The 25,979-nt window shown below is 72.1% G+C and carries 8 protein-coding genes; 6 read left to right on the plus strand and 2 right to left on the minus strand.

Annotated elements, in window-relative coordinates:
• Positions 1 to 3: 3 nt before the first annotated feature.
• On the plus strand, positions 4 to 471 hold the full coding sequence (locus ACFC0G_RS03185; RefSeq protein WP_376396364.1) for a hypothetical protein: 468 nt from the start codon (positions 4 to 6) through the stop codon (positions 469 to 471).
• Between the two features lie 135 nt (positions 472 to 606).
• Here ACFC0G_RS03185 and ACFC0G_RS03190 read toward each other — a convergent pair whose 3' ends face one another.
• Positions 607 to 1,131, minus strand: coding sequence for a flavin reductase family protein (locus ACFC0G_RS03190; protein WP_376396367.1), 525 nt, complete (start codon positions 1,129 to 1,131; stop codon positions 607 to 609).
• A 222-nt stretch (positions 1,132 to 1,353) separates the two neighbouring features.
• On the opposite strand from ACFC0G_RS03190, the gene ACFC0G_RS03195 reads away from it, so the two are divergent.
• A complete protein-coding gene (locus ACFC0G_RS03195) occupies positions 1,354 to 2,541 on the plus strand; it encodes an acyl-CoA dehydrogenase family protein (RefSeq protein WP_376396370.1) in 1,188 nt (395 codons plus the stop codon).
• Between the two features lie 193 nt (positions 2,542 to 2,734).
• Here ACFC0G_RS03195 and ACFC0G_RS03200 read toward each other — a convergent pair whose 3' ends face one another.
• Positions 2,735 to 3,130, minus strand: a complete 396-nt coding sequence (locus ACFC0G_RS03200) for a YybH family protein (RefSeq protein WP_376396373.1) — start codon at positions 3,128 to 3,130, stop codon at positions 2,735 to 2,737.
• Between the two features lie 248 nt (positions 3,131 to 3,378).
• On the opposite strand from ACFC0G_RS03200, the gene ACFC0G_RS03205 reads away from it, so the two are divergent.
• The 4 genes from ACFC0G_RS03205 to ACFC0G_RS03220 are packed head-to-tail and all read left to right on the plus strand — an operon-like array spanning position 3,379 to position 25,976.
• On the plus strand, positions 3,379 to 4,980 hold the full coding sequence (locus ACFC0G_RS03205; protein WP_376396376.1) for an aspartate aminotransferase family protein: 1,602 nt from the start codon (positions 3,379 to 3,381) through the stop codon (positions 4,978 to 4,980).
• 53 nt (positions 4,981 to 5,033) lie between these two features.
• Positions 5,034 to 6,362 carry a PucR family transcriptional regulator gene (locus ACFC0G_RS03210; RefSeq protein ID WP_376396379.1) on the plus strand — a complete coding sequence of 443 codons (1,329 nt, stop codon included), beginning with the start codon at positions 5,034 to 5,036 and terminating at the stop codon, positions 6,360 to 6,362.
• A gap of 53 nt (positions 6,363 to 6,415) precedes the next feature.
• Positions 6,416 to 15,082 carry a type I polyketide synthase gene (locus ACFC0G_RS03215; protein WP_376396382.1) on the plus strand — a complete coding sequence of 2,889 codons (8,667 nt, stop codon included), beginning with the start codon at positions 6,416 to 6,418 and terminating at the stop codon, positions 15,080 to 15,082.
• A gap of 28 nt (positions 15,083 to 15,110) precedes the next feature.
• Complete coding sequence (locus tag ACFC0G_RS03220; protein ID WP_376396385.1) at positions 15,111 to 25,976, plus strand: SDR family NAD(P)-dependent oxidoreductase; 10,866 nt, start codon at positions 15,111 to 15,113, stop codon at positions 25,974 to 25,976.
• Positions 25,977 to 25,979 lie beyond the last annotated feature (3 nt).

A 25,979-nucleotide genomic window follows, 5' to 3' on the forward strand; every position in this document is an offset into this window, starting at 1 on the left:
GTCATGGGGACGACGATCGACACGCAGACGGTACGGTTCCTCTCCGCGGAGTGGGCGGAGGCGACCCGGGTCCGGGTGGACAGCGGCCCGGACGCGGACGTGGTGGCGACCAAGCAGGAGAGCTACTGGGAGTGGATCGCGGCGACCCGCGCGGCCTGCGACCAGACGTGGGCGCTCGGCGTGCGGGAGCCCGACGGCGCGACCTCGTACCTGCGGCTCGACTGGCAGCGCGGGAAGTGTGCGGAGGCGACGGTGATCCCGCCGGGTGAGCCGGTGGACGCGGACTTCGTGCTCGTGGGCAGCACGGACACGTGGCATCGCATCTACTCGGGCGAGGCGAACCTCCAGCGGACCGTGGTCGACCGGAAGCTCTCGCTGGAGCGCGGGGACACCCTGATCTTCTTCCGCGGCATCTTCTTCTTCGTCGAGTCGCTGGCGGCGCTGCGGCAGGTGCCGACCAGTTTCGCGTGAACGAACGGCTGCCCGCGCCCCTCCGCGGGGAGGGCGCGGGCAGCCGGGCCGGTTCCGGTCCTGGGCCTGGGTCTGGGCCTGGGCCTGGGCCCGGTCCCGGTCCCGGTCCCGGTCCTGGTCCTGGTCCTGGTCCGTTCAGGCTCCCGGGCCGACGACCGGGGCGAGGGCGCCGTCGAGGGAGCCGGCGAACGAGCCGTACCGGCCGCGGTGGAAGACCAGCGGGTCGGCCTCAGCTCCGGCGTCGGTGAGCCCGACCACCCGGGAGACCACAATGGCGTGGTCCCCCGCCGGGTGCTCCGTGTCGAGGACGCACGCGACACGGGCGACGGCTCCCTCCAGTTCCGGACCGTGCTCCGACGGCTTCCACCGCACACCCGCGAACCGGTCGCCGGAGCGCCCGGAGAACCGGCGGCTCAGCGCTTCGCCCCCGCGGTCGAGGATGTTCACACAGAACCGCCCGCGCTTCCGTATGAGCGGCCAGGTCGTCGACGACCACGCCGCGCAGAACAGCACCAGGGGCGGGTCGAGAGACACCGACGTGAACGAGTTGCAGACCATTCCGACCGGCTCGCCCCGGGGACCCGTCGAGGTGATGACGGTGATTCCGGTCGGAAAATTTCCGAGGGTGCGCCGAAAATGTGCTGCATCGATGGCGGTCATGGCACTCCTTAACCGGTGATTTCACACCCGACAGTAGTGGAACGACGATCGTCGAGGATTGGGCCCGACAGCAGAGAGTCGATGCGGTTTTGGTCCGGTGGCGCATTCATTAAATGCGACTCCTGGTCTTCACTGAAGCTGCGCGAGGCGGCGCCCCGGTGACGTCCGAGGCGATTCCGGAAGAAGTGAACTCCCGCAGGGAAACCAACCAAGGAGAATTGCGTGTCCACAGACCTTGAATTCCGTTACGAGCCCGAGGTCCAGGAGGTCGTCGAGCGGGCCCGCACGCTGGTGCCGCTCCTCCGGGAGCACTCGGCCCGCAGCGAGCAGGACCGGAAGCTCGCCGACGAGTCCGTGGAGGCGCTGCGCTCGGCCGGGTTCTTCCGGATGAGCGTGCCGCGCGCCTACGGCGGCGACCAGTTCAGCCTCCGTACCCAGGCCGCGGCCCTCGCCGAGCTCGGCCGGGGCTGTGCGTCGGCGGGCTGGCTCGTCGCCATCACCGGCGCGGCGGAGACGCTCGCGAACCTGATCCCGGAGAAGGGCGCCAAGGAGATCTTCGGGCCCAGCCCCGACGTGTTCGTGTGCGCGAACGGCGGCCACCACTCCGCCACGGCGACCCAGGTGGACGGCGGCTACCGCGTCACCGGTACGTTCCCCACGATCTCCGGCGTCGAGATCGGCGACTGGATGATCCTGCCCTTCATCCCCCTCGTCGCCGACGGCGAGCCCACGGGGGAGCTCATCTCCCTCGCGGCGCCGCCCAAGGAGGGCGTCGTCCACCACACCTGGAACGTGGCCGGCATGCTCGGGACGGGCAGCCACAACGTGGAGTTCGACGGGCTCTTCGTGCCGGAGAGCCGGAGCATCGACCACCCGATCGACCCGGAGCTCGGGCCGCTGAACCTCCCCAAGCTGGAGACGTTCGCCGCGGTCGCGCACCGGACGATCGCGGCCCTGGTCGGCGCCTCCCACGGGGCCCTCGACACGGTGCGGGCCATGCTGGACAAGGGCAAGCCGCTGGGCGACACCATCTACGAGTCGTCGCTCGACTCCCCGCTCGTGCGGCAGTGGCTCGCCGAGGCCACGCACGACGTGGACACGGCGTACCACTATCTGCTGGCCTCCGCCGACATGTTCGACGCCGCCTCCGCGGAGGGCGGCATGTCGCGCGGTGAGCGCACGCGGGCCCGGCTGCACATGACGTCCGCGCTGCAGAGCGCGCGGCAGGCCATGGCGAAGCTGCTCGACCTCGGCGGCACCAGCGGCTTCGCCTCCTCCAACCCGCTCCAGCGGTTCTGGCGGGACCTGGAGACCGGCAGCCACCACATCCACTTCAACCGGCTCGTGAGCTGGGAGGACTACAGCCGCTCCCTGCTGGGCATCGACCCCGCGGTGTCGGTCATCCACTGACGTCCACTGCTCCTCGGCCCGGCCCCGCACGCGGTACGAGTCACGCGGTACGAGACACGCGCTACGAGTCACGCGGTATGAGGCGCGCGGTATGAGGCGCGCGGTACGAGAAACGCGGTACGAGAAACGCGGTACGAGAAACGCCCCGCTTCCCGAAGCTTCCGGGAAGCGGGGCGTTCTCGTGCCGCCACGGTCAGGACGAGCCGAAGCGGTTGTCGATCGCGAAGCGCCACCCGCCGGGCTCGCGGACCAGCACGTCGGTCGCCCGCCCCTGCGTGCTCGTGCGGCCGCCGTCCGGCGCGTTCTCCTCCAGCGTCCACTCCGTGATCACCAGCGCCACGTCGCCGGCGACGTAGGTGTGCGCGTACTCGAACTCGACATGCGGCTGGGCCGTCCGGAAGTAGCCGTCCAGCGCCTCGCGCAGGTCGCCGCTCCTGCCGAGCGCGAGCCCTCGCTCCACCACGGTCAGACCCTCGGCCGTGTAGTTGGCCAGGGTCGCGTCCACGTCTCCCGAGTTGAACGCGGCCTTGTAATTCCGGTTGAGTTCACCGAAGGCCTTCTCGTGTTCCGTTCCGTTCGTACTGGGCACGGGCAACTCCTGTTCGCTCAACGGCCGGCATACGTCGACCTGGTCGATTCCACGTTTCGGAGGCTACCGATTCACCCTAACTTCCGAATAACCCGCGACCCTCGCGACCGGTTTCCGCGGCGTACCTATGCAGGGATTAGAGGGTAGTTATTCACGCCTTGCCATGATGACTTTCGTGTGTGGCGATCGAACGGCCCGCCGCACCCATCACGTCAAGCCGGGAAGCGGACCTGCGGAGGTAACGCCGAATGACACTCCACGCGAACGACCTCGTGGACACCGAACTGCACCGAGCCGTTTCCCAGGTCGGCCTCGACGTCGAGTACACCCGCTCCCGCGGGAACACGATGTGGGCACGCGGCAAGGACGGCGGCGAGATCCCGGTGACCGACTTCATCAGTGGCTACGGCTCGCTGATCCTCGGCCACAACAACCCCGAGATCGTCGCCCGGGCCAAGGAACTCCTCGACCGGGACACCCCCGTGCACGCGCAGGTGTCGCTGCGCCCGGAGGCCGCCTCCGTCGCCGCCGCCCTCAACCGCATCGTCCACCGGGAGTTCGGCACCGACGAGCCGCACCACGCGGTCTTCGCCAACTCGGGCGCCGAGGCCGTCGAAGTCGCCGTCAAGCACGCCGAGATGGACCGGCGCCTGCGCCTGGCCGAGCTGCTCGTGGCGGTCGAGGAGCACATCACGGAGGCGCGGGGCGCGATCGCCCAGGGAACCGCCGTCCTCGCCCCTGCCGTCCTCACCGCCCTCGGCCTGCCGGCCACGGCGGCGCCCGAGGTCGCGCTCGACGCCCTGGAAGCCCGCGTCCGCGCGTTCGACGACCACACGCACCCGGCGATCGCACCGCGCCTGCTCAGTCTGGTGGGCGGCTTCCACGGCAAGCTCATGGGAAGCATCCAGCTGACGCACAACCCGCAGTTCAGGACGCCGTTCACGGAACTCGCCGCGCAGTCCCGCTTCGTCCCTGTCGACCGGCCGGACGCGCTCCGTGCGGTGTTCGAGGCCGAGCGGACGCCCCTGCTCGACGTATCGGTGGAGGACGGGGTCGTGGACGTCGTCGAGCGCGACGCTCCGGTGTTCTGCGCGCTGCTGGTCGAACCGGTGCAGGGCGAGGGCGGCATCGTCCCGATCTCCCCCGAGTTCGCCAAGGAACTCCATTCCCTGTCCGCGGAGTTCGACTGCCCCCTCGTGATCGACGAGGTGCAGACGGGCGCCGGACGCTCCGGCGCCTTCTTCGCCGGCTCGCTACTCCCGCTCCGCGGCGACTACTACACCCTCGCCAAGAGCCTGGGCGGCGGACTCGCGAAGACCGCGGTCACGTTGATCCGGGAGGCGCGCTACCGCCCCCAGTTCGAGCTGGTGCACAGCTCCACCTTCGCCAAGGACGCCTTCTCCAGCGGCATCGCCCTCAAGGTCCTCGAACTCCTGGAGGCCGACGGCGGAGCCGCCTACGGTGTCGCCGCGGAGCGCGGCGCCCGCCTCGTCGAGGCACTGGAAGCGGTACGCGCCGAGTACGGCGACATCATCTCCGACGTCCGGGGCGTCGGCCTGCTGGTCGGGGTGGAGTTCGCCGACCGGTCCGCCGTCGGCTCGCCCATGGTCAGGCAGACCCAGCCCGCCGGCCTCTTCGGGTTCCTCGTCAGCGGGTTCCTGCTGCACGAGCACCGGATCCGGGTGATGCCGACCGGCAGCGCCCCGAACACCCTCCGCCTGGAGCCGTCGATAGCGCTGACCGACGACGAGATCTCCCGTCTCGCCGAGGGGCTGCGCGAGGTGTGCGCGATCCTCCGCGACCAGGACGACGCGCGGCTCACCGCCTTCGTCGGAGCCCGCACGTTCTAGGACGCGGCCCGCCCGCGATCCACCAGCCCCACTGTGTTCACGGAGAGGAAGCCATGCCCATCCATGGTGACGCGCACCGGCTCCGCCGGTTGCTGCTGGTACCGGGGGACGAGCGGTCGCCGTCGCGCGGCGTCTGCCGTGCCGAGGTGCTCGACGAGGTCGTCGCCCGGTGCGGTCCCGACGCCGCCGCGTGGGCCGCCGAGACCGGCCTCGGGCTGCTCGACGTCACCACCCGTGAGCTCGCCGGCTGCGAGAGCGCCGTCCTGACCCCCAAGGACCACGAACTGCTCGAACTCGTCGCCGCGTGGATCGCCCTGCGCCTCGGCGGGGAGACCTCCCCGCCCGCCGCGCTCACCACCGACGTCGAGGACGTGGTGCGCACCCACGTCGAGCGGGGCTTCGAGCTGGACAGCGTGCTGACGCTCGTCCGCATCGCCCACGGGCGGATCGCCGCGGATCTGCTCCGGGCGTGCGAGAAGGCCGTGCCCGCGCAGGACCTGCCCTCGGCCATGCGGGACGTGTCCACGACGCTCTTCGACGCGGTCGAGGTCCTGTGCCGGCTGGTCTCGCGCCGGTTCTCCGTGGAGCGCGAACACTGGCTCACCGGCCAGGACGCCCAGCGGCGGAGCATCGTCTGGGACATCCTGCGCGGCGCCCACGTCGACACGGACAAGGCGAGCCGCCGGCTGAGCTACGACCTCCGCCAGAACCACGTCGGCCTCGTGCTCCGGTCCGACGACTCCACCCGCGCCGACGGCCTGGAGCGGACCGCCGCGCGGGTCCTCGAACGCGCGGGCGCCACCTCCACGCTGCTCGTCGCCGCGGGCGCCGGACGCCTCTGGGCCTGGGGCGCCGTACCCACGACGCGGCCCCAGGACCTGTCGGGCCAGCCGCTGCCCCTCCACGTACGGGTCGCGGCGGGGCTGCCCGGGCCGGGACCTGCCGGGCTGCGCCTGACGCACGACCAGGCGGCCACGGCGGCGCGCATCGGCGGCTCCACACGGGCCGCCCACCGCATCCACGAGTACCGCACGCTGGAACTGGTGGCCCTGCTGATGGCGGACGAGGCCGCGGCCGCCGACTTCGTACGCCGTGAACTGGGCGCCCTCGCCGATGCCTCGCCCTCGGCGGCGACCCTGCGGACCACGCTGAAGTGCTACCTGGACGAGGACCGGAGCCTGGCGGCGGCCGCCCGGCAGCTCCACGTCGCCAAGAACACCGTCCTGTACCGGGCGCGCAAGGCCGCGCAACTGCGCGGGCGGCCCCTCGACGAGAACCGGCTGCACCTGCACGCCGCGCTCTGCCTCGCCGAGGCGCTGGGCCCGGTGCTGCTGCGGCCACAGGACGACAGCGGCCCGGCTCGGCTCCACGCGACGGCCTGACCGAGACAGCCCGACCGAGAGACAGCCCGACCAGAGCGAGAACGGGGAAGCTGATGAGCACTGGCACCACTGGATCCGGTCCCGACCTCACCGCCGTCGCCATCGTGGGCGTCGCCTGCCGGCTGCCCGGGTCCGACGACCCGGACGCCTTCTGGGAGCTGCTGCGCGCGGGACGCAGCGCCGTCACCGAAGTGCCCCCCGAGCGGCGCCGGCACCTCGGCAGCGCGCGGTGGGCGGGGCTCCTGGCCGACGTCGACCGGTTCGACGCGGAGTTCTTCGGCATCTCGCCGAAGGAGGCCGCCGCGATGGACCCCCAGCAGCGGCTCATGCTGGAACTGGGCTGGGAGGCACTGGAGGAAGCGGGCGTACGGCCGCCGGATCTGCGCGGCTCCGCCACCGGCGTCTTCGTCGGCGCGATGGCCGACGACTACGCCCTCCTCGGCGCACAGGCCGGCGGCCGTGCCACCACCCGGCACACCCTGACCGGTGTGGGCCGGGGCATTCTCGCCAACCGGCTCTCGTACGTCCTCGGCATCCACGGCACCAGCCTGACCGTCGACACCGGCCAGTCCTCCTCGCTCGTCGCGGTCCACCTGGCGTGCGAGGCGGTGCGGCGCGGCGAGGTCGGCCTGGCCATCGCCGGAGGCGTCAGCCTCGGCCTGGCTCCGGAGAGCACCCTGCGGGCGGAACGGCTCGGCGCGCTCTCCCCCGACGGCCGCAGCCACACCTTCGACGCCCGCGCCAACGGATACGTCCGGGGCGAGGGAGGCGCCGCCCTGATCCTGAAGCCGCTGGCCGCCGCGCTCGCCGACGGCGACACCGTGCACGGCTGCATCCTCGGCGGGGCCGTGAACAACGACGGGGCCGGCGCCACGCTGACCGCGCCGAACAGCGTCGCGCACGCGGCCGTCCTCACCGCCGCGTACGAGCGGAGCGGCGTCGACCCGGCGGAGGTGGCCTACGTCGAACTCCACGGCACCGGCACCAAGGTGGGCGACCCGGTCGAGGCCGCGGGGCTCGGTGCGGTGTTCGGTCCCGAACGGCCCGTACGGGTCGGCTCGGTGAAGACGAACATCGGCCACCTCGAAGGTGCGGCGGGCATCGCGGGGCTGCTCAAGGTCGTCCTCTCCCTGCGCCACCGCGGGCTCCCGGCGAGCCTGAACTACGACACGCCGAACCCTGACATCCCGCTCGCGGAGCTGGGCGTCGAGGTCCAGCGCGCCTTCGAGGCCCTGCCCTCGCGGGGCCGTCTCGTCGCGGGCGTCTCGTCGTTCGGCGTGGGCGGCACCAACTGCCACCTGGTCGTCACGACGGCCCCGGAGGGGGCCGGCGCGGGAGCGAAGGACAGTGCGGGGGCGGGGGACGGTGCGGGGACGGGGGCCGGTGCGGGAACGGGGGCCGGTGCGGAGTCGGAGGCCGGCGCCGGGACGGAGGCCGACGTTGCGGCGGAGGCTGGCGCCGGGACCGAGGCCGGTATCGAGTCGTCGGCCGGTGTCGAGTCGTCGGCCGCCGCGGTGGCATGGCCCGTGTCGGCCCGGTCTGCGGCGGCGCTGCGCGGGCAGGCGGCCCGGCTGCACGCCTTCGTGACCGCACGCCCCGAACTCGACCTCGCCGACATCGGCTTCTCCCTCGCCACGGCCCGGACCTCGTTCCGCCATCGCGCGGTCCTGTCCGGCACCACGCGCGAGGACATGCTCGGCAGCCTGAGCGCGCTGAGCGAGGGCCGGCAGGCCGCCCACCTGGTGCGCGGCGAGAGCCGCGCCACCACGGGCGGCACCCTCTTCGTCTTCCCCGGCCAGGGCAGCCAGTGGCCCGCCATGGCCCGGGACCTCATCGCCCGGTCCCCCGTCTTCGCCGAGGCCGTGGAGCGCTGCGCCCGGGCCCTCGACCCGTACGTCGACTGGTCGTTGACCGACGTCCTCCGGCAGGTGCCGGGCAGCGCGTCCCTGGACCGGGTCGACGTCGTCCAGCCGGCGCTCTTCGCCGTGATGGTCTCGCTGGCGGAGCTGTGGGGCTCCGTCGGCGTCCACCCCGACGCCGTCGTCGGCCACTCCCAGGGCGAGATCGCCGCCGCGTACGTCGCGGGCGCCCTGTCGCTGGACGACGCGGCGGCCGTGGTGGCCCTGCGCAGCCGGGCCATCATCGCGATCGGCGGAGCCGGCGCGATGGCGTCGGTGCCCCGGCCCGTCGCCGAGGTCCGCACGCGACTCGCCGAGCACGCCGCGGCGGTGAGCGTCGCCGCGGTGAACGGACCGTCGTCGACCGTGGTCTCCGGTCCCGCCGCGGACCTGGAGCGCCTGGTCGCCGAGTACGGAGCAGCGGGCGTCGACGCGCGCATGATCTCCGTCGACTACGCGTCCCACTCCGCGTACGTCGAGGAGATCCGGGACGAGGTGCTCGCGGTGCTCTCCGACATCCGTCCCCGCAGCTCCGACCTGCCGTTCTACTCCACGGTGACCGGTGGTCTCGTCGACACCGCAGGGCTGACCGGCGAGTACTGGTACCGCAATCTCCGGCAGACGGTGGAGTTCGAGCAGGCGATCCGGTCGGCGTCCGCCGATGGTCACCGGACGTTCGTGGAGTGCAGCGCCCACCCGGTGGTCGGGGTGGGCATCGGCCAGATCCTCGACGAGGTCGACGCGGACCGCTCCCCCGCCGACCGGTCGTTCGTCACGGGCACCTTGCGCCGCGACCACGGCGACCTGGCGTCGTTCTTCGACGCCCTCGGGCGCCTGCATGTCAACGGGGCACCGGACACGGACATCGTGGACTGGCACGCCGTCCACGCGGACCGGAACGTCCGTCGCGTCTCCCTGCCAACGTACGCCTTCCAGCGCAGCAGGCACTGGCTCGACGTCCCGGAGACGTCCGAGCTCACCGGAGAGGGTGATGGGTACGAGTACGCAGACGAATACGGGCACGACCTCGGCGTCGGCGTCGGCATCCACGTCGACGGGAGCGCGGAAGCCACCGGGAGGCCCGAGGCCGGGCTTTCCGCCGACGACTTCCTCGCCGTCGTCCGCGAAGCCGCCGCGGTCGTCCTGGGCCACTCCGCCCCCGCATCGGTACCCGTGGACCTGTCGTTCAAGGAGCTGGGCTTCGACTCGGCGGGAGCCCTGGAGTTCCGGGTCGCCCTGGGCGAGGCGACCGGCCTGCGACTGCCCGCGACACTGACCTTCGACCACCCCACCCCCACCGCCGTGGCCCGCCACCTCGTGGCACTCGCCGGCGGCACAGCGGGGAACACCGCACAGGAACACGCCCGGCCGGCCGCCTCGGACGACGAACCCATCGCGATCGTGGCGATGAGCGGCCGCTGGCCCGGAGGCGCCGACGACCCCGATCAGCTGTGGCAACTCGCGCTCGACGGGGTGGACGCCATCACGCCCTTCCCCTCCAACCGAGGCTGGGACACCGAGGGCCTCTACGACCCCGAGCCCGGAAAGCCGGGCAAGACCTACACGCGCCAGGGCGGATTCCTCCACGACGCCGACAGGTTCGACGGCGCGTTCTTCGGCCTGAGCCCGCGTGAGGCGACCGCGATGGACCCGCAGCAGCGGCTGCTCCTGGAGTCCGCCTGGGAGGTGGTGGAACGGGCGGGCATCGACCCGGCCTCCCTGCGGGGCAGCAACACGGGTGTGTTCGTGGGCCTGATGCCACAGGAGTACGGCCCCCGGCTCCAGGACACCCCGGAGGAGCATCAGGGGCACGCGCTCACCGGGGGGACGTCGAGCGTGGCCTCCGGCCGGCTGTCCTACGTGCTGGGGCTTGAGGGCCCGGCGATCACCGTGGACACGGCGTGCTCGTCGTCGCTCGTCTCCCTGCACCTGTCGGTGCAGTCGCTGCGCCGGGGCGAGTGCGAACTGGCGGTCGCGGGCGGTGCGACGGTGATGTCGACACCGGGGATGTTCACCGAGTTCGGCCGCCAGCGCGGCCTCGCCCCGGACGGCCGCTGCAAGTCCTTCTCGGACACGGCCGACGGCACCGCGTGGGCGGAGGGCGTCGGGCTGCTGCTCCTGGAGCGGCTCTCGGACGCGCAGCGCAACGGACGTCAGGTCCTGGCCGTCATCCGGGGCAGCGCAGTCAACCAGGACGGCGCGAGCAACGGCCTCACCGCACCCAACGGACCCGCCCAGGAACGCGTCATCCGAGCCGCGCTCAACGACGCCGGCCTCACCGCACGCGACGTGGACGTCGTCGAAGCACACGGCACCGGCACAACACTCGGCGACCCGATCGAAGCCCAAGCCCTCCTCGCCACCTACGGCCAGGACCGCCCCGAGGACCAACCCCTCTACCTCGGCTCCCTCAAGTCCAACATCGGCCACACCCAGGCCGCCGCAGGCGTCAGCGGCGTGATCAAGATGGTGCAGGCGATACGGAACGGCACGGTTCCCGGCACCCTCCACATGACCGAGCTGTCGCGCCACGTGGACTGGTCCGCAGGAACGGTCGCGGTCCCGAAGGACGCCGTTGCGTGGCCGGAGACGGGGAGGCCGCGCCGGGCGGGTGTGTCGTCCTTCGGCATCAGCGGGACGAACGCCCACGTGATCGTGGAGCAGGCACCCGAGGTGGACCTGCCGATGCCGATGGCTTCCGGTGTAGTGGTGCCGTGGGTGCTGTCGGGGCGTACGGACGAGGCGGTACGGGAGCAGGCCGCCCGGCTGACGGAATGGGTCGGGAAGTCTCCCGAACTCGACCTGACAGGTGCCGGGTTGGCACTCGCCACCGCACGCAGCCGCTTCGAAAAGGGCGCTGTCGTCGTGGGCGCCGACCGCGACGAACTCCTCTCGGCCCTCGCCGAGATCACCGACGGCCGCACGCCGCTCGTTGGCCCCGCCGGACGCGGAGTGGCGATGCTGTTCGCCGGCCAAGGCGGACAGCGAGCAGGCATGGGCCGGGAGTTGTACGCAACCTATCCAGTGTTCGCCACAGCCGTCGACGACGTCCTGACCGCCGTCGACAAGGAACTCACCGGGTTCGTCGACCACCCGGTCCGCGACGTCCTCCTCGGAGACACCGACCCCGACCTCCTCAACCAGACCGTCTACACCCAGACAACCCTCTTCGCCATCGAGATCGGCCTCTACCGACTCCTCGAATCCTGGGGCGCACGACCGGACTGGCTCGTCGGCCACTCCATCGGCGAAATCGCAGCCGCCCACATAGCCGGAGTGTTCTCCCTGGAGGACGCGGCCCGCCTGGTCGCCGCCCGAGGCCGGCTCATGCAGGCACTGCCGGAGGGAGGTGTCATGGCAGCCGTCGAAGCCACCGAAGCCGACGTACTCCCGCTCCTCGACGATGCCGTGGGACTGGCAGCGGTCAACGGACCCACCTCCGTCGTCATCTCCGGCACACACACCGCCGCCGAACGCGTCACCGCACACTTCGAGAACACCGGCCACCGGGTGAAACGGCTCAAGGTCAGCCACGCCTTCCACTCACCCCTGATGGAACCGATGCTCGACGACTTCGCCGCGATCGTGGAAGGCCTGACCTACCAGGAACCGTCGATACCCATCGTGTCGACCGTCACCGGGATCCCCGTCGAACCCGACACCCTCACCGACCCCGCCTACTGGGTCCGACATGTCCGCAACACCGTCCGCTACCACGACGCCATCACCCACCTCGCCCACGAACACGTAGGCGGATACGTCGAGATCGGCCCCAGCGGCGTACTCGTCGCCCAGACCCAACAAATCCTGGACGCCACCGGCCACGAAGGACACCTCGTCCTCCCCACCCTCAGGGCCGGACAGCCGGAAGCCCACACCACCCTCACCGCCCTCAGCCAACTCCACCTCGCCGGCACCGGCACCACCCCCGACTGGCAAACCGTCTTCGCCAACCGCACCCCCCAAACCGACCTCCCCACCTACCCCTTCCAACGCCAGCGCTACTGGCTCAACGCCCCCACCCCCGCCGCAGACGCCGCCGCTCTCGGCCTCACCCCGCTCGGGCACACGCTCCTGCACGGTGGTGTGGAGTTCGCCGAGGGCGAGGGAGCGATCCTTACCGGCCGGTTCTCTTTGGACTCCCACCCCTGGCTGGTGGACCACACCGTGCTCGGCCGGGTCCTGCTGCCCGGGACGGCCTTCGTCGAACTCGCCTTGCGTGCAGCCGATTTCATTGGCTGCGATCGCGTCGAGGACCTGACTCTGTCCGCGCCGCTGATCGTGCCCACCGACGGTGACGTCCAGGTCCAGGTGTCCGTCGGCCCGGCCGACGAGCGGGGCGGGCGGTCGCTGACGGTGCACGCGCGGTACGACGGCGGGGAGTGGACCCGCCATGCCGAGGGGTTGCTCGGGGCCGACGCGGTGCCGCCGGCCGGAGCCCAAGGGGCCTGGCCGCCTCCGGAAGCGGTTCCTGTGGATGTCGACGCCCTCTACGACACCTTGCGGAACAGCGGGTACGCCTACGGTCCCGCGTTCCGCGGCCTGCGGGCCGCCTGGCGGGTCGGCGACGAGCTGCTCGCCGAGGTCGCGCTGCCCGAGGGTTCCCCGGACGGGTTCGGGCTGCACCCGGCTCTCCTCGACTCGGCCCTGCACCCGGTCGTGGGTCTCGCCCTCGGCGAGGAGGAGCCGACCGTACGGCTGCCGTTCGCGTGGACCGGGGCGACGCTTCACGCCACGGGCGCTGCCGAGCTGCGGGTGCGCATCACTCCGGACGGCGACGGCACCGGGGGCGTGACGATCAGCGCGGTCGATCCGGCGGGCGCGCCGGTCGCCTCCGTACGCTCGCTGCGTCTGCTCCCCGTCCCCCTGCACCGCATCGAGGCTGCCGACCGGGCGCTGCCGTACCGCCTGGAGTGGGTGCCAGGCACCACGGCGGATTCGGAGACGGCCACACCCACGGCCACGGCCACAGCCCCGGCCCCGGCCCCGGCCACCGAGCAGGCCGCGACGCCGACCGGTTCGTGGGTCCTGATCGGCGAGGGTGTCGGCGCGGGCCTGCCAAAGGTTCCCGTCCACCGCGGCCTGGGCGCGCTCGGCGACGACGTACCCGACGTCGTCCTGTTCGATGCCCGTGGCGGGCAGAACGGGTCCGGGGCGGACGAGGACCACGTGGTCGCGGACGTGCACGCCGCCCTGGCAAGGACGAGCGGCTTCCTGCGGTCCTGGCTGGAGGACGAGCGCTTCTCCGCGTCGACGCTCGTCGTCGTCACGGGCGGTGCCGTCGCCGTCGGCGAGGGGGACGTGCCGAACCTCTCCACGGCGCCGCTGTGGGGCCTGGTGCGGTCCGTACAGGCCGAGCACCCGGGCCGGATCGTGCTGCTCGACGTGGACGAGCACGCCGCGACGCCCGCGGCCGTCGCGGCCGTCGCGGCCGGAGGCGAGCCCCAACTGGCCGTCAGGGAAGGCTCGGTGCTCGTGCCCCGGCTCGCCCGTCTGAAGCCGCGCGAGGTGGAGCAGGACGCCGGGCTCTCGCCGACGGGCACGGTCCTGATCACCGGCGGCACCGGAACGCTCGGTGCGCTCGTCGCCCGCCGACTCGTCACGCGGCACGGTGCCCGGCACCTCCTGCTGACCGGCCGGCGCGGCCCCGCGGCGCCCGGCGCCACGGAGCTCGCGGAGGAGCTGGCCGGGCTCGGAGCGCACGTCCGGATCGCGGCGTGCGACGTCGCGGACCCCGACGAGCTCGCCGCACTGCTGGCGGGCGTTCCCGAGGAGCATCCGTTGACGGCGGTCGTCCATGCCGCCGGCGTCCTGGCCGACGGCGCCTTCACGTCGCTCTCCGACGAGTCCTACGCGACCGTGCTGCGCCCCAAGGCCGACGCCGCCTGGAACCTGCACCGGCTCACCGCCGACGCCGATCTCGCCGCGTTCGTCCTCTTCTCCTCGGCCGTGGGCGTGCTGGGCAATGCCGGCCAGGCCAATTACGGCTCCGCCAACGCCTTCCTCGACGCCCTCGCACAGCACCGCGCCGCACACGGCCTGCCCGCGACGGCGGCCGCGTGGGGGCTGTGGGCGGAGGAGGGCGGGATGACCGACGCCATGACGCAGGCCGATGTGGTCCGCATGGGCCGCCGCGGACTCGCCGCCATGTCCACGGCGCGGGGACTCGACCTGTTCGACACCGCCCTGACGGAACGGGACCCGGTCCTGGTGACGGCGGTCGTCGACACGGCGGCGTGGGACCCCGACACCGGTTCTCCGGTGGTACGGAGTCTGGTCCGCGGGCGGCGGCGCCCGGAGGCGGCCACCGGCACGGCGCCCGTCCGCTCGCTGGAGCAGGACCTGGTGGGCCGGTCGGCCGAGGAGCAGCACGCCGTGCTCCTCGACCTGGTCCGGCGTACCGCCGCGGGCGTGCTCGGGCACGGCAGTCCGGACGCAGTACCCCCCCGGACCGGCTTCCTCGAAGGCGGGTTCGACTCCCTCGGCGCGGTCGAGCTGCGCACCCGGCTGAACCTGGCCACGGGCCTGCGACTGCCGACGACTCTGATCTTCGACTATCCGACTCCGGACGCCGTCGCCGACTACCTCCGCACCCGGCTCGTGGGCGAGACCACGGTCTCCGTCATGGCCGAGCTGGAGCGCTTCGAAGCCGTCGTGGCGACGCTCGCCTCGGCATCGGAGGGCGGCGCCGAGCGCGCCGCCGTCGCCGGCCGCCTCGGCGAGCTGCTCCGGCGCCTCGACTCCGAGGCGGAGGCGGAGATCTCGGCGGCGACCAACGACGAACTCTTCGCACTCATCGACGAGGAGCTCCAGCTCCCCTGACCGCGCGATCCCTGGACCGCGTATCCGCATGACCGCGCGATCACCCGATCGCTTGATCGCTGGACCGCGTGATCGCGCTCAGCGGTCAGGAACTCCAGCCCCCGATCTGCCGGACCCGGCGCCCCACTTGGCAAGGAGATTGATTTCCGTGGCGGACGACCAGAAGCTGCGTGACTACCTGAACCGGGTCACCGTCCAGCTCAAGCAGGCCCGTGCTCGCCTGCACGAACTGGACGAGCCCATCGCCATCGTCGGCATGGCCTGCCGGTACCCGGGTGACGTGCAGTCGCCGGACGACCTCTGGCGGCTGGTGGACGAGGGTCGCGACGCGGTGACCGGCTTTCCCGCCAACCGCGGCTGGGACCTCGACGCCCTGTACGACCCCGACCCCGCCACCACGGGCACGTCGTACGTGCGCGAGAGCGGGTTCGTGCACGACGCCGACGAGTTCGACGCGGAGTTCTTCGGCATCTCCCCGCGCGAGGCGCAGGCGATGGACCCGCAGCAGCGGCTCCTCCTCGAATCCGCCTGGGAGGTGCTGGAGAACGCCGGCATCCGGCCCGGTCCGCTGCGCGGCAGCGCCACGGGCGTGTTCGTCGGCATCATGGCCCAGGAGTACGGCCCCAGCCTGCTGAACCCGTCGCTCGACGCCGTCGACGGCTATCTGGTGACGGGCAATCAGCTCAGTGTGGCCTCCGGACGCATCTCGTACACGTTCGGCTTCGAGGGTCCTGCGATGACCGTCGACACCGCGTGCTCGTCGTCGCTGGTCTGTGTGCATCTCGCCGCACAAGCCCTGCGCAACAGGGAGTGCGACCTGGCGCTGGCGGGTGGCGTCGCGGTGCTCTCGACGCCCGGCTTCTTCATCGACTTCAGCCGGCAGCGCGGGCTCGCCGCGGACGGGCGCTGCAAGGCGTTCGCCGCGTCCGCGGACGGCACGAGCTGGAGCGAGGGCGTGGGCATGCTCGCCCTGATGCGTCTCTCCGACGCCGAACGCCGGGGCCACCGGGTGCTCGCCGTGATCCGGGGCAGCGCGGTGAACCAGGACGGCGCGAGCAGCCAGCTCAGCGCGCCCAACGGTCCTTCCCAGCAGCGGGTCATCCGACATGCCCTGGCCGACGCCCGGCTGACCCCGGCCGATGTGGACGCCGTCGAGGCCCACGGTACGGGCACGCCGCTGGGCGATCCGATCGAGGCGCACGCCCTGCTCTCGACGTACGGGCAGGACCGTCCCGCGGACCAGCCGCCGCTCTACCTCGGTTCGCTGAAGTCGAACATCGGTCACACGCAGGCCGCCGCGGGGGTCGGCGGCATCATCAAGTCGGTCATGGCCATGCGCCACGGCGTCCTGCCGCGCACCCTCCACGTCGACGCGCCCACACCGCACGTGGACTGGGCCGAGGGGGCGGTGGACCTACTCACCGAGGCACGGCCGTGGCCCGAGACGGACCGGCCCCGGCGGGCCGCCGTCTCGTCGTTCGGGATCAGCGGCACCAACGCCCACATCATCCTGGAACAGGCACCGCCCGCAGCGGCCGATGACCAGGAGACGGAGCCCGGTGACAGCCCCGTGGCGGCGGGCGTCGCCGACGACACGGACGTGACCGCCCCTTCCTCCCTGTGGGTCCTCTCGGGAGGCACCGAGCAGGCGGTTCGGGACCAGGCGGCACGGCTCCTCGCGCACGTGACCGGTGCCCTCGCCGCCGACCCCGCGCTCCGTCCCGCGGACATCGGTTTCTCCCTGGCCGACACGCGGACCCACTTCGACCGGCGGGCCGCTGTGGCGGGCGGTCACGAGGAGCTCCTCAGCGGCCTCGCGGCCCTCGCGGAGGGGCGGCGTGACGTGGGCCGGGTGCCCGCGTCCGACCCGCGCCCGGTGTTCGTCTTTCCCGGCCAGGGCTCGCAGTGGGTGGGCATGGCGACCGAACTCGCCGCGACGTCCTCCGTGTTCGCCGAGTCTCTCGACGCGTGCGAGCGGGCCTTGGCTCCGTTCGTGGACTGGTCCCTGACCGACGCGCTGTCCGACCCGGAGCTGCTGGAGCGCGTCGACGTGGTGCAGCCGGTGCTGTTCGCGGTGATGGTGTCGTTGGCGCGGCTGTGGGAGTTCCACGGGGTGGTCCCGGCCGCGGTGGTGGGGCATTCACAGGGCGAGATCGCCGCCGCCGTGGTGGCGGGAGCACTCTCCCTGGACGACGGCGCCCGCGTCGTGACCCTGCGCAGCAAGGCCATCGGCGAACTGCTCAGCGGACACGGCGCCATGATGTCCATCGCCGCCTCCGCGTCCCGAGCCGCAGAACTCATTGCGCAAACAGGCGAAGCCGCCGGAACGACGGAGGGACGCGATCCGACGGAGCGCGTCGGCGTCGCCGTCGTCAACGGCCCCGCCTCCGTCGTCCTCGCCGGCGAACCCCACGCACTGACCCTGATCGCCGCCACCTGCGCAGACCAGGGCATCCGCCACCGCCTCCTGCCCGTCGACTACGCCTCCCACAGCCCCCAGGTCGCCACCATCGAGGAACGACTCCTCACCGACCTCAAGACCATCACCCCCCGCCCCTCCACCACCCCCTTCTACTCCACCGTCACCGGCACCCTCCTCGACACCACGGAGCTGGACGCCGCGTACTGGTACCGCAACCTCCGGCAGACCGTCCTCTTCCACGACACCACCCGCACCATCGCCGACAGCGGATCCCGCGTCTTCATCGAGATCAGCCCCCACCCCGTCCTCACCTCCGGCATCCAGGACACGCTCGCCGAACACGCCCCCGATGCGGCGGCCTTCGGCACGCTGCGCCGCCACAACGGCGGCCTCGGACGGTTCCTGGCCGCTGTCGGCGAGTCGTACACCCACGGTCTGACCCCGGACTGGTCGACGGTCTTCGGCGACCGGCCCCGCCGCGTGGACCTGCCCACGTACGCCTTCCAGCGTCGCCGCCACTGGCTGGATCCGGTCGCCTCGGCCGACCCCACGCAGCTGGGGCTCGCCGTCACCGGCCATCCCCTGCTCGGTGCGGTCGTGCACGCGGCCGACAGCGACACCGTCCTTTTCACCGGCCGCGTCTCGCTGACGGCCGATTCCTGGCTGGACGACCATCAGGTCTTCGGCACGGTCCTCGTTCCGGGCGCCGCCCTGGTCGAGCTCGCCGTCCACGCCGGTGACCACGTCGGGGCGTCGGTCCTCGACGAACTGGTCATCGAGGCACCCCTCGTCCTCACGCCGGACCGGCCTCGCCGGCTCCAGGTGTCCGTCGGCGCCGAGAGTGACGGCACCCGCACGATCGCCGTGCACAGCCAGGCCGATCAGGACCCCGCCGAGTGGACCCTCCACGCCACGGGAACGCTGGGGATGGGCACGAGTACGAGTACGAGTACGGGTACGGGCACGGGCACGGGCACGGGTACGAGTACCGGTACGGGTACGGGTACGGGCGCGGCTACCGGCGCGGGCTCGCACGAGCCGTTCGTCTGGCCGCCGGAGCGGGCGAGCGAGCTGGACCCCGCCGCGATGTACGACACCCTCGCCGACCTCGGCCTGACCTACGGCCCCCTGTTCCAGGGAGTCCGCGCCGCGTGGCGTGCCGGCGACGCGCTCTACGCGGAGGTCGTCCTGGGCGAGGAGGCGACCACCGGCTTCGGCATTCATCCCGCGCTGGTCGACGCGGCCCTGCACACCTACGCCCACGAGGCCTTCTCGGACGGCGCGGTCCGGCTGCCCTTCGCCTGGAGCGGTGTCCGGCTCCACGCGACCGGAGCCACCACCCTCCGCGTACGCCTCACCCCCACCGGCGACAACACCGTCAACCTCCACGCCACCGACCCCACCGGCCAACCCGTCCTCACCATCGACGCCCTCACCACCCGCCCCATCGCCCCCGACCAACTCGCCACCGCCGCCCGCGCCCCCGGCCAGGAGACGCTGTACGAGGAGTCGTGGACCGCCACGACCCTGACCGCGGCCGAGACGGCCACGCTCTTCGCGGCGGACGACGTCCTGAACGGCGCCGAACCGGGCGACGGCGTCGTCGTCCTGGACGTGCCGGCCACGCCGGGCGAACCGCTTTCCGCCACCCGCACGGCCGTCCACCGGGTCCTCGACGTCCTGCGACGCTGGCTGACCGAAGAGCTCTGCGCCGAGTCGACCCTGGCCGTGGTCACCCACGGACACCTCGACGCCGATCCGGCCGCCTCCGCCGTCTGGGGCCTCGTGCGGTCCGCGCAGTCGGAGCACCCCGGCCGGATCGTGCTCGTCGACGCCGTGTCCGAGGCCGGGCCGCCGACGAACCTCACCACGCTGGTGCCGGCGGCTCTCGCGCTCGGCGAACCGCAGCTCGCGCTCCGGTCCGACGAGGTCCTGGTGCCACGTCTCGCACGCTTCGCGCCCCCCGGCGATCCCACGCCTGCGCCGGCCTCCGAGCCCACATCCGATCCCACGCGCTGGCGGGCGGACGGCACGGTCCTCGTCACGGGCGGCACCGGGACGCTCGCCACCCTCGCGGCGCGGCATCTGGTGACCGTGCACGGGGTCCGTCACCTGCTGCTGACGAGCCGGCGCGGCATCGCCGCGGCGGGCGCCCCCGAACTGGTGGCGGAGCTGGAGGAGCTGGGCGCGAGCGTGACGGTGGCGGCCTGCGACGTCGGCGACCGCGACGCCGTCGCCGCGCTCCTCGCGAGCATCCCCACCGAGCACCCGCTCACCGCCGTCGTCCACACGGCGGGTGTCCTGGACGACGGCCTGGTGACGTCCCTGACCGAGGCCATGACCGAAGCGGTCCTGCGTCCGAAGGCCGACGCCGCCTGGCACCTGCACGAGCTCACCCGGGACCTCGACCTGTCGGCCTTCGTCCTCTACTCGTCGCTGTCGGGCCTGATCGGAGGACCCGGGCAGGCCAACTACGCCGCGGCCAACTCCTTCCTGGACGCCCTGGCACGGCACCGTACCGAGCTGGGCCTGCCCGCGGTCTCCCTCGCCTGGGGCCTGTGGGCCGACGCCAGCGCCATGACCGGTCAGCTCTCCGACCTCGACCACCGGCGCCTCACCCGCACGGGCCTCGCCCCGATCGACGGCAAGGCGGGCATGGCGGCCTTCGACGCCGCGCTGGCCCTCGGGCGGCCGGTCGTCGCGATCACCCCCCTCGACCGGGAGGCGCTGCGCGCCGCCGACCCCGTGCCGGCCCTGTTCCGCGGCCTCGTCCGCAGTACGCGCCGACGGGCCACCGGTGGCGCCTCCGACGCGGGCCCGCTCGCCGACCGGCTGCTCCGACGGCCGCCGGCCGAGCAGCGGGAAGCCCTCCTCACCGTCGTACGCGAGCAGGTCGCCCACGTCCTCGGGCACACCGACGCGGCGGCCGTCCCGATCGGGCAGGCGTTCCGGGACCTCGGCTTCGACTCCCTCACCTCGGTCGAACTGCGCAACCGGCTGACCAAGGCCACCGGCACCCGGCTGCCCGCCACGCTCGTCTTCGACCACCCCACCCCCGAAGCGCTCGCCCTGTTCCTGGGGGCCAGGCTGGGGCTCGGCGAGACCAGGACGATCGAGGCCGCCCCGGCCACGGCGACCGACGAACCCCTCGCGATCGTCGGCATGGCCTGCCGCTTCCCCGGAGACGTACGCACCCCGGAAGAGCTGTGGCAGCTGCTCGAATCCGGTACGGAAGCCCTATCGGACCTGCCGGGCGACCGCGGCTGGGACCTCGGCAGACTGCGCGACGACCCCGCGAGCCCGGAGGCCGTCGCCATCTTCCGCGGCGGGTTCCTGCACGACGCCGCGGAGTTCGACCCGTCGTTCTTCGGGATCTCGCCCCGCGAGGCGACGGTCGTCGACCCGCAGCAGCGGCTGCTCCTGGAGACCGTGTGGGAGGCGATGGAGCGGGCGGGCATCGACCCGGCCTCGCTACGGGGCAGCAACACCGGTGTGTTCGCGGGCTCCATGCACCGTGACTACAGCGCCCGCTTCACCGGCAGCCCGGACGGCTACGACGAGGTGCTCGGCACGAGCAACGCGGGTGGTGTCGTCTCCGGCCGAATCTCCTACACCTTCGGATTCGAGGGTCCCGCGGTCACGCTGGACACGGCCTGCTCGTCGTCGCTCGTGGCCATGCACATGGCCGGTCAGTCGCTGCGCTCGGGCGAGTGCGACCTCGCCCTGGCCGGCGGTGTCACCGTCATGTCCACCCCCGAGACCCTTCAGGAGTTCAGCCGCCAGCGCGGCCTCTCCGCCGACGGCCGCTGCAAGGCGTTCGCGGCCGGAGCCGACGGCACCATCCTGTCCGAGGGTGTGGGGGTGCTGCTCCTGGAGCGGCTCTCCGACGCGCAGCGCAACGGCCATCGCGTACTCGCGGTGCTCCGGGGCAGCGCCGTCAACCAAGACGGCGCGAGCAACGGCCTCACCGCACCCAACGGACCCGCCCAGGAACGCGTCATCCGCCGAGCCCTCGCCAACGCCGGCCTGACGGCCGCAGACATCGACGTCGTCGAAGCACACGGCACCGGCACGACACTCGGCGACCCGATCGAAGCCCAAGCCCTCCTGGCGACGTACGGCCAGGACCGCCCCGAGGACCAGCCGGTACTGGTGGGCTCACTGAAGTCCAACATCGGCCACACCCAGGCCGCCGCAGGCGTGGGCGGCGTGATCAAAATGGTCGAGGCGCTGCGCCGTGGCGTCGTACCGAAGACCTTGCACGTGGACGAGCCCAGCCCCCACGTGGAATGGGACAGCGGAGCGGTCGAACTCCTCACGGAGAACCGCACCTGGCCCGACACGGGAAGGTTGCGCCGAGCGGGCGTCTCCTCCTTCGGCATCAGCGGGACGAACGCCCACGTGATCGTGGAGCAGGCACCGGAGGTGGACCTGCCGACGCCGGCGCCTTCCGGTGCGGTGGTGCCGTGGGTGCTGTCGGGACGGACGGACGAAGCGGTACGGGAGCAGGCCGCCCGGCTGACGGAATGGGTCGGGAAGTCACCCGAACTCGACCTGGCAGGTGCTGGGTTGACACTCGCCACCGCACGCAGCCGCTTCGAACGAGGTGCCGTCGCCGTCGGCGCCGACCGCGAGGAACTCCTCTCGGCCCTCGCCGAGATCACCGACGGCCACACGCCGCTCGTCGGCCCCGCCGGCAGCGGGGTGGCGATGCTGTTCGCCGGCCAAGGCGGACAACGCTTCGGAATGGGGCAGGAGTTGTACGCGACCTATCCGGTGTTCGCCACGGCCGTCGACGACGCCCTGACCGCCATCGACAAGGAACTCACCGGACACGTCGACCACCCGGTCCGCGACGTCCTCCTCGGAGACACCAACCCCGACCTGCTCAACCAGACCGTCTACACGCAGACAACCCTCTTCGCCATCGAGATCGGCCTCTACCGGCTCCTCGAATCCTGGGGCACACGACCGGACTGGCTCGTCGGCCACTCCATCGGCGAGATCGCCGCCGCCCACATAGCCGGAGTGTTCTCCCTGGAGGACGCGGCCCGCCTGGTCGCCGCCCGAGGCCGGCTCATGCAGGCACTGCCAGAGGGAGGTGTCATGGCGGCCATTGAAGCGGCAGAAGCGGACGTCATCCCTCTGCTCGACGACGCCGTCGGAATCGCCGCCGTCAACGGACCCACCTCCGTCGTCATCTCCGGCACACACACCGCCGCCGAACGCGTCACCACCCACTTCGAGAACACCGGCCACCGGGTCAAGCGACTGACCGTGAGCCACGCCTTCCACTCACCGCTCATGGAACCGATGCTCGACGACTTCGCCGGCATCGTGGAAGGACTCACCTTCCACGAGCCCTCGATACCGATCGTGTCGACCGTCACCGGGCTCCCCGTCGAATCGGACACCCTCACCGACCCCGGCTACTGGGTCCGACACGTCCGCAACACCGTCCGATTCCATGACGCCATCGCGCACCTCGCCGACCAACACATCGGCGGATACATCGAGATCGGCCCCAGCGGCGTACTCGTCGCCCAGACCCAACAAATCCTGGACGCCACCGGCCACGAAGGACCCCTCGTCCTCCCCACCCTCAGGGCCGGACAGCCGGAAGCCCACACCACCCTCACCGCCCTCGGCCAACTCCACCTCGCCGGCACCGGCACCACCCCCGACTGGCAGACCGTCTTCGCCAACCGGACCACCCTCACCGACCTCCCCACCTACCCCTTCCAACGCCAGCGCTACTGGCTCAACGCCCCGACCCCCGGGGATCGTTCAGGGTCCGGCACGGGTCATCCCCTCCTCGCCTCGGTCGTCGACGTCGCCGACAGCGGCAGCCTCGTCCTGTCGGGCCGCCTCTCCACAGCGACACACCCCTGGTTGACCGACCACCTCGTCCTCGGCTCCGTCGTCGTCCCCGGCTCAGCCTGGATCGAAGTCGCTCTGTACGCCGCCGGCCAGAGCGGAGCGACCACCCTCCAGGAACTGGTGATCGAGCGACCCCTCGTCATCAACGAGGACGAATCCGTACGCCTCCAGGTCCACATCGGCACCGACGACGCAGGCGTACGGTCGATCAGCATCCACTCACGCCCCGACGACGAAGACACCACCTGGACACGACACGCCACCGGCGTCCTCGGCACCGAACCCCCTCCCCCCGCCGACACGTTCACACAATGGCCGCCCGCCGGAGCCACCGCCCAGGACCCCGATCAGCTCTACACCGCGCTCGCGGAGTCCGGTCTCCTCTACGGCCCCGTGTTCCAGGGGGTGGAGGCGTTCTGGCGCAGGGGTGACGAGCTCTTCGCCGAGGTCGCGCTGCCTGAGGCTGCCGAGGCCGACGGCTTCGGTATCCATCCGGCGCTGCTCGATGCCGCGTTGCACCCGCGTGCCCACGACGTACTCGCCGACGGCGGCGTCCAGTTGCCCTTCGCGTGGAGCGGAGTCCGTCTGGACACAGCCGGGGCCACCCGCCTCCGGGTCCGGCTCGCTCCTGCGGGCGACGACGGGGTGTCCCTCCAGGCGGCCGACATCACGGGCGCGCCTGTGCTGACCGTCGAATCGGTGACGGCGCGTCCCGTCGCGGTGGAGCAACTCTCCGCGCCCGGCGGGCAGTCCGAGGGGGCGTTGCTGGAGCTCACCTGGTCGGCCCTATCTGTTCCGACCACCGCCGCCTCGGTCGTCGTGACCCCGCTGGCGGACGCCCTGGTCTCGACCGAGCCGCTCGACGGCGTGGTCGTCCTGGACGCGGGGGACGTTTCGCACACAGGGGACGACGAGGAAGCGTCCGGATCCGGCGCTCCCGCGGACGTGCCGACCGTAGTGCGTGCCGCCACCGCTCAGGTCCTCGATCTGTTGCGGCGCTGGCTCGCCGCGCCGCACCTGGAGGGGACCCGGCTCGTCGTACGTACCACCGGTGCTGTGGCCGTGGAGCCGGCGGAGTCACCGGACTTGGTCACCGCCACGGTGTGGGGGCTGGTGCGTTCGGCGCAGTCCGAGCATCCCGGACGCATCGTCCTCCTCGATGGAGAGAAGGGCACTGAGACGGACCTCGCGTCGGTCCTGTCCTCCGATGAGCACCAGGTGGCCGTGCGCGGCGGGCGCCTGCTTCGGCCTCGTCTCGTCCCTCTGCCGGTGCCGGTGCCGGATGGTGCTGCCCCCTGGACCACGGAGGGCACCGTCCTGATCACCGGAGGCACCGGCTCACTCGGCGCCGCCACAGCCCGACACCTCGTCCACCATCACGGCATCCGCCACCTCCTCCTCACTAGCAGGCGCGGACCCCACGCCGAAGGAGCCACCGAACTCCACACCGAACTCACCCGAGCAGGCGCCCACATCACCATCACCGCCTGCGACACCACCGACCCCTCTCAACTCGCCGACCTCCTCACCACCATCCCCACCCACACCCCCCTCACCGCCATCATCCACACCGCAGGCACCCTCGACGACAGCGTCATCACCACCATGACCCCCACCCAACTCCACGACGTCCTCCGCCCCAAAGTCGACGCCGCCTGGAACCTCCACCACCAAACCCAACACCTCAACCTCACCGCCTTCGTCCTCTACTCCTCCGTCGCAGGAGTCCTCGGCACCCCCGGCCAAGCCAACTACGCCGCCGCCAACTCCTTCCTCGACGCCCTCGCCCAACACCGCACCACCCACCACCAACCCGCCACCTCCATCGCCTGGGGACTCTGGGCCGATACAAGCGGCATGACCCGACACCTCTCCGACACGGACCGGTCCCGGCTCACGCGGAACGGGCTGGGCCCGATCAGTACCGCCGTGGGTACGGCGCTGCTCGACGCCGCGCGTGCGACGGGCCGGCCCGCCGTCGCCGCGTCGGCGGTACTCGGGGTCGCGCGCGGTGAGGTGCCCGTCGTCCTGCGGGATCTCGTCCGCACGGCACGGCGCCGCGAGACAGCGGTGCCCGATGCCGGGGGTTCGTTCGCCGAGCGGTTGCGGCCGCTCACGGGGGCCCAGCGGACCGCGTTCCTGATCGGCCACGTACGCGACCAGGTCGCCCAGGTGCTCGGGCACGACGATCCGGCCGCGATCGGCCAGGACCAGCCCTTCCAGGACCTCGGGTTCGACTCGCTGACCGCCGTCGAGCTGCGCAACCGCCTCTCCGAGGTCGCCGGTGAACGGCTCCCCGCGACGGTCGTGTTCGACCACCCCACGCCCCACGCCCTCGCCACGTTCCTGCTCGACCGTCTCGTCCCGCACCCGCACGTGGCGGCACGGGCCAAGGTCGACGAACTCGACGTCTTCCTGGCCGAACTCGCCCTTGCCGACGAGGACAGGTCGCAGATCACCACACACCTGGAACGCCTGATCGACCGCTGGCGCGACCGTGCGCCGGACACGCCCGGAGACCCGGAGGCCGATCTGGACTCCGCCTCCGACGAGGAACTGTTCCGCCTGGTCGACACCAGCCGAAAGGAATGACGG

Origin of the sequence: Streptomyces sp. NPDC056169 (assembly GCF_042268445.1) — a bacterium.
In the GTDB taxonomy this organism is placed as follows: domain Bacteria; phylum Actinomycetota; class Actinomycetes; order Streptomycetales; family Streptomycetaceae; genus Streptomyces.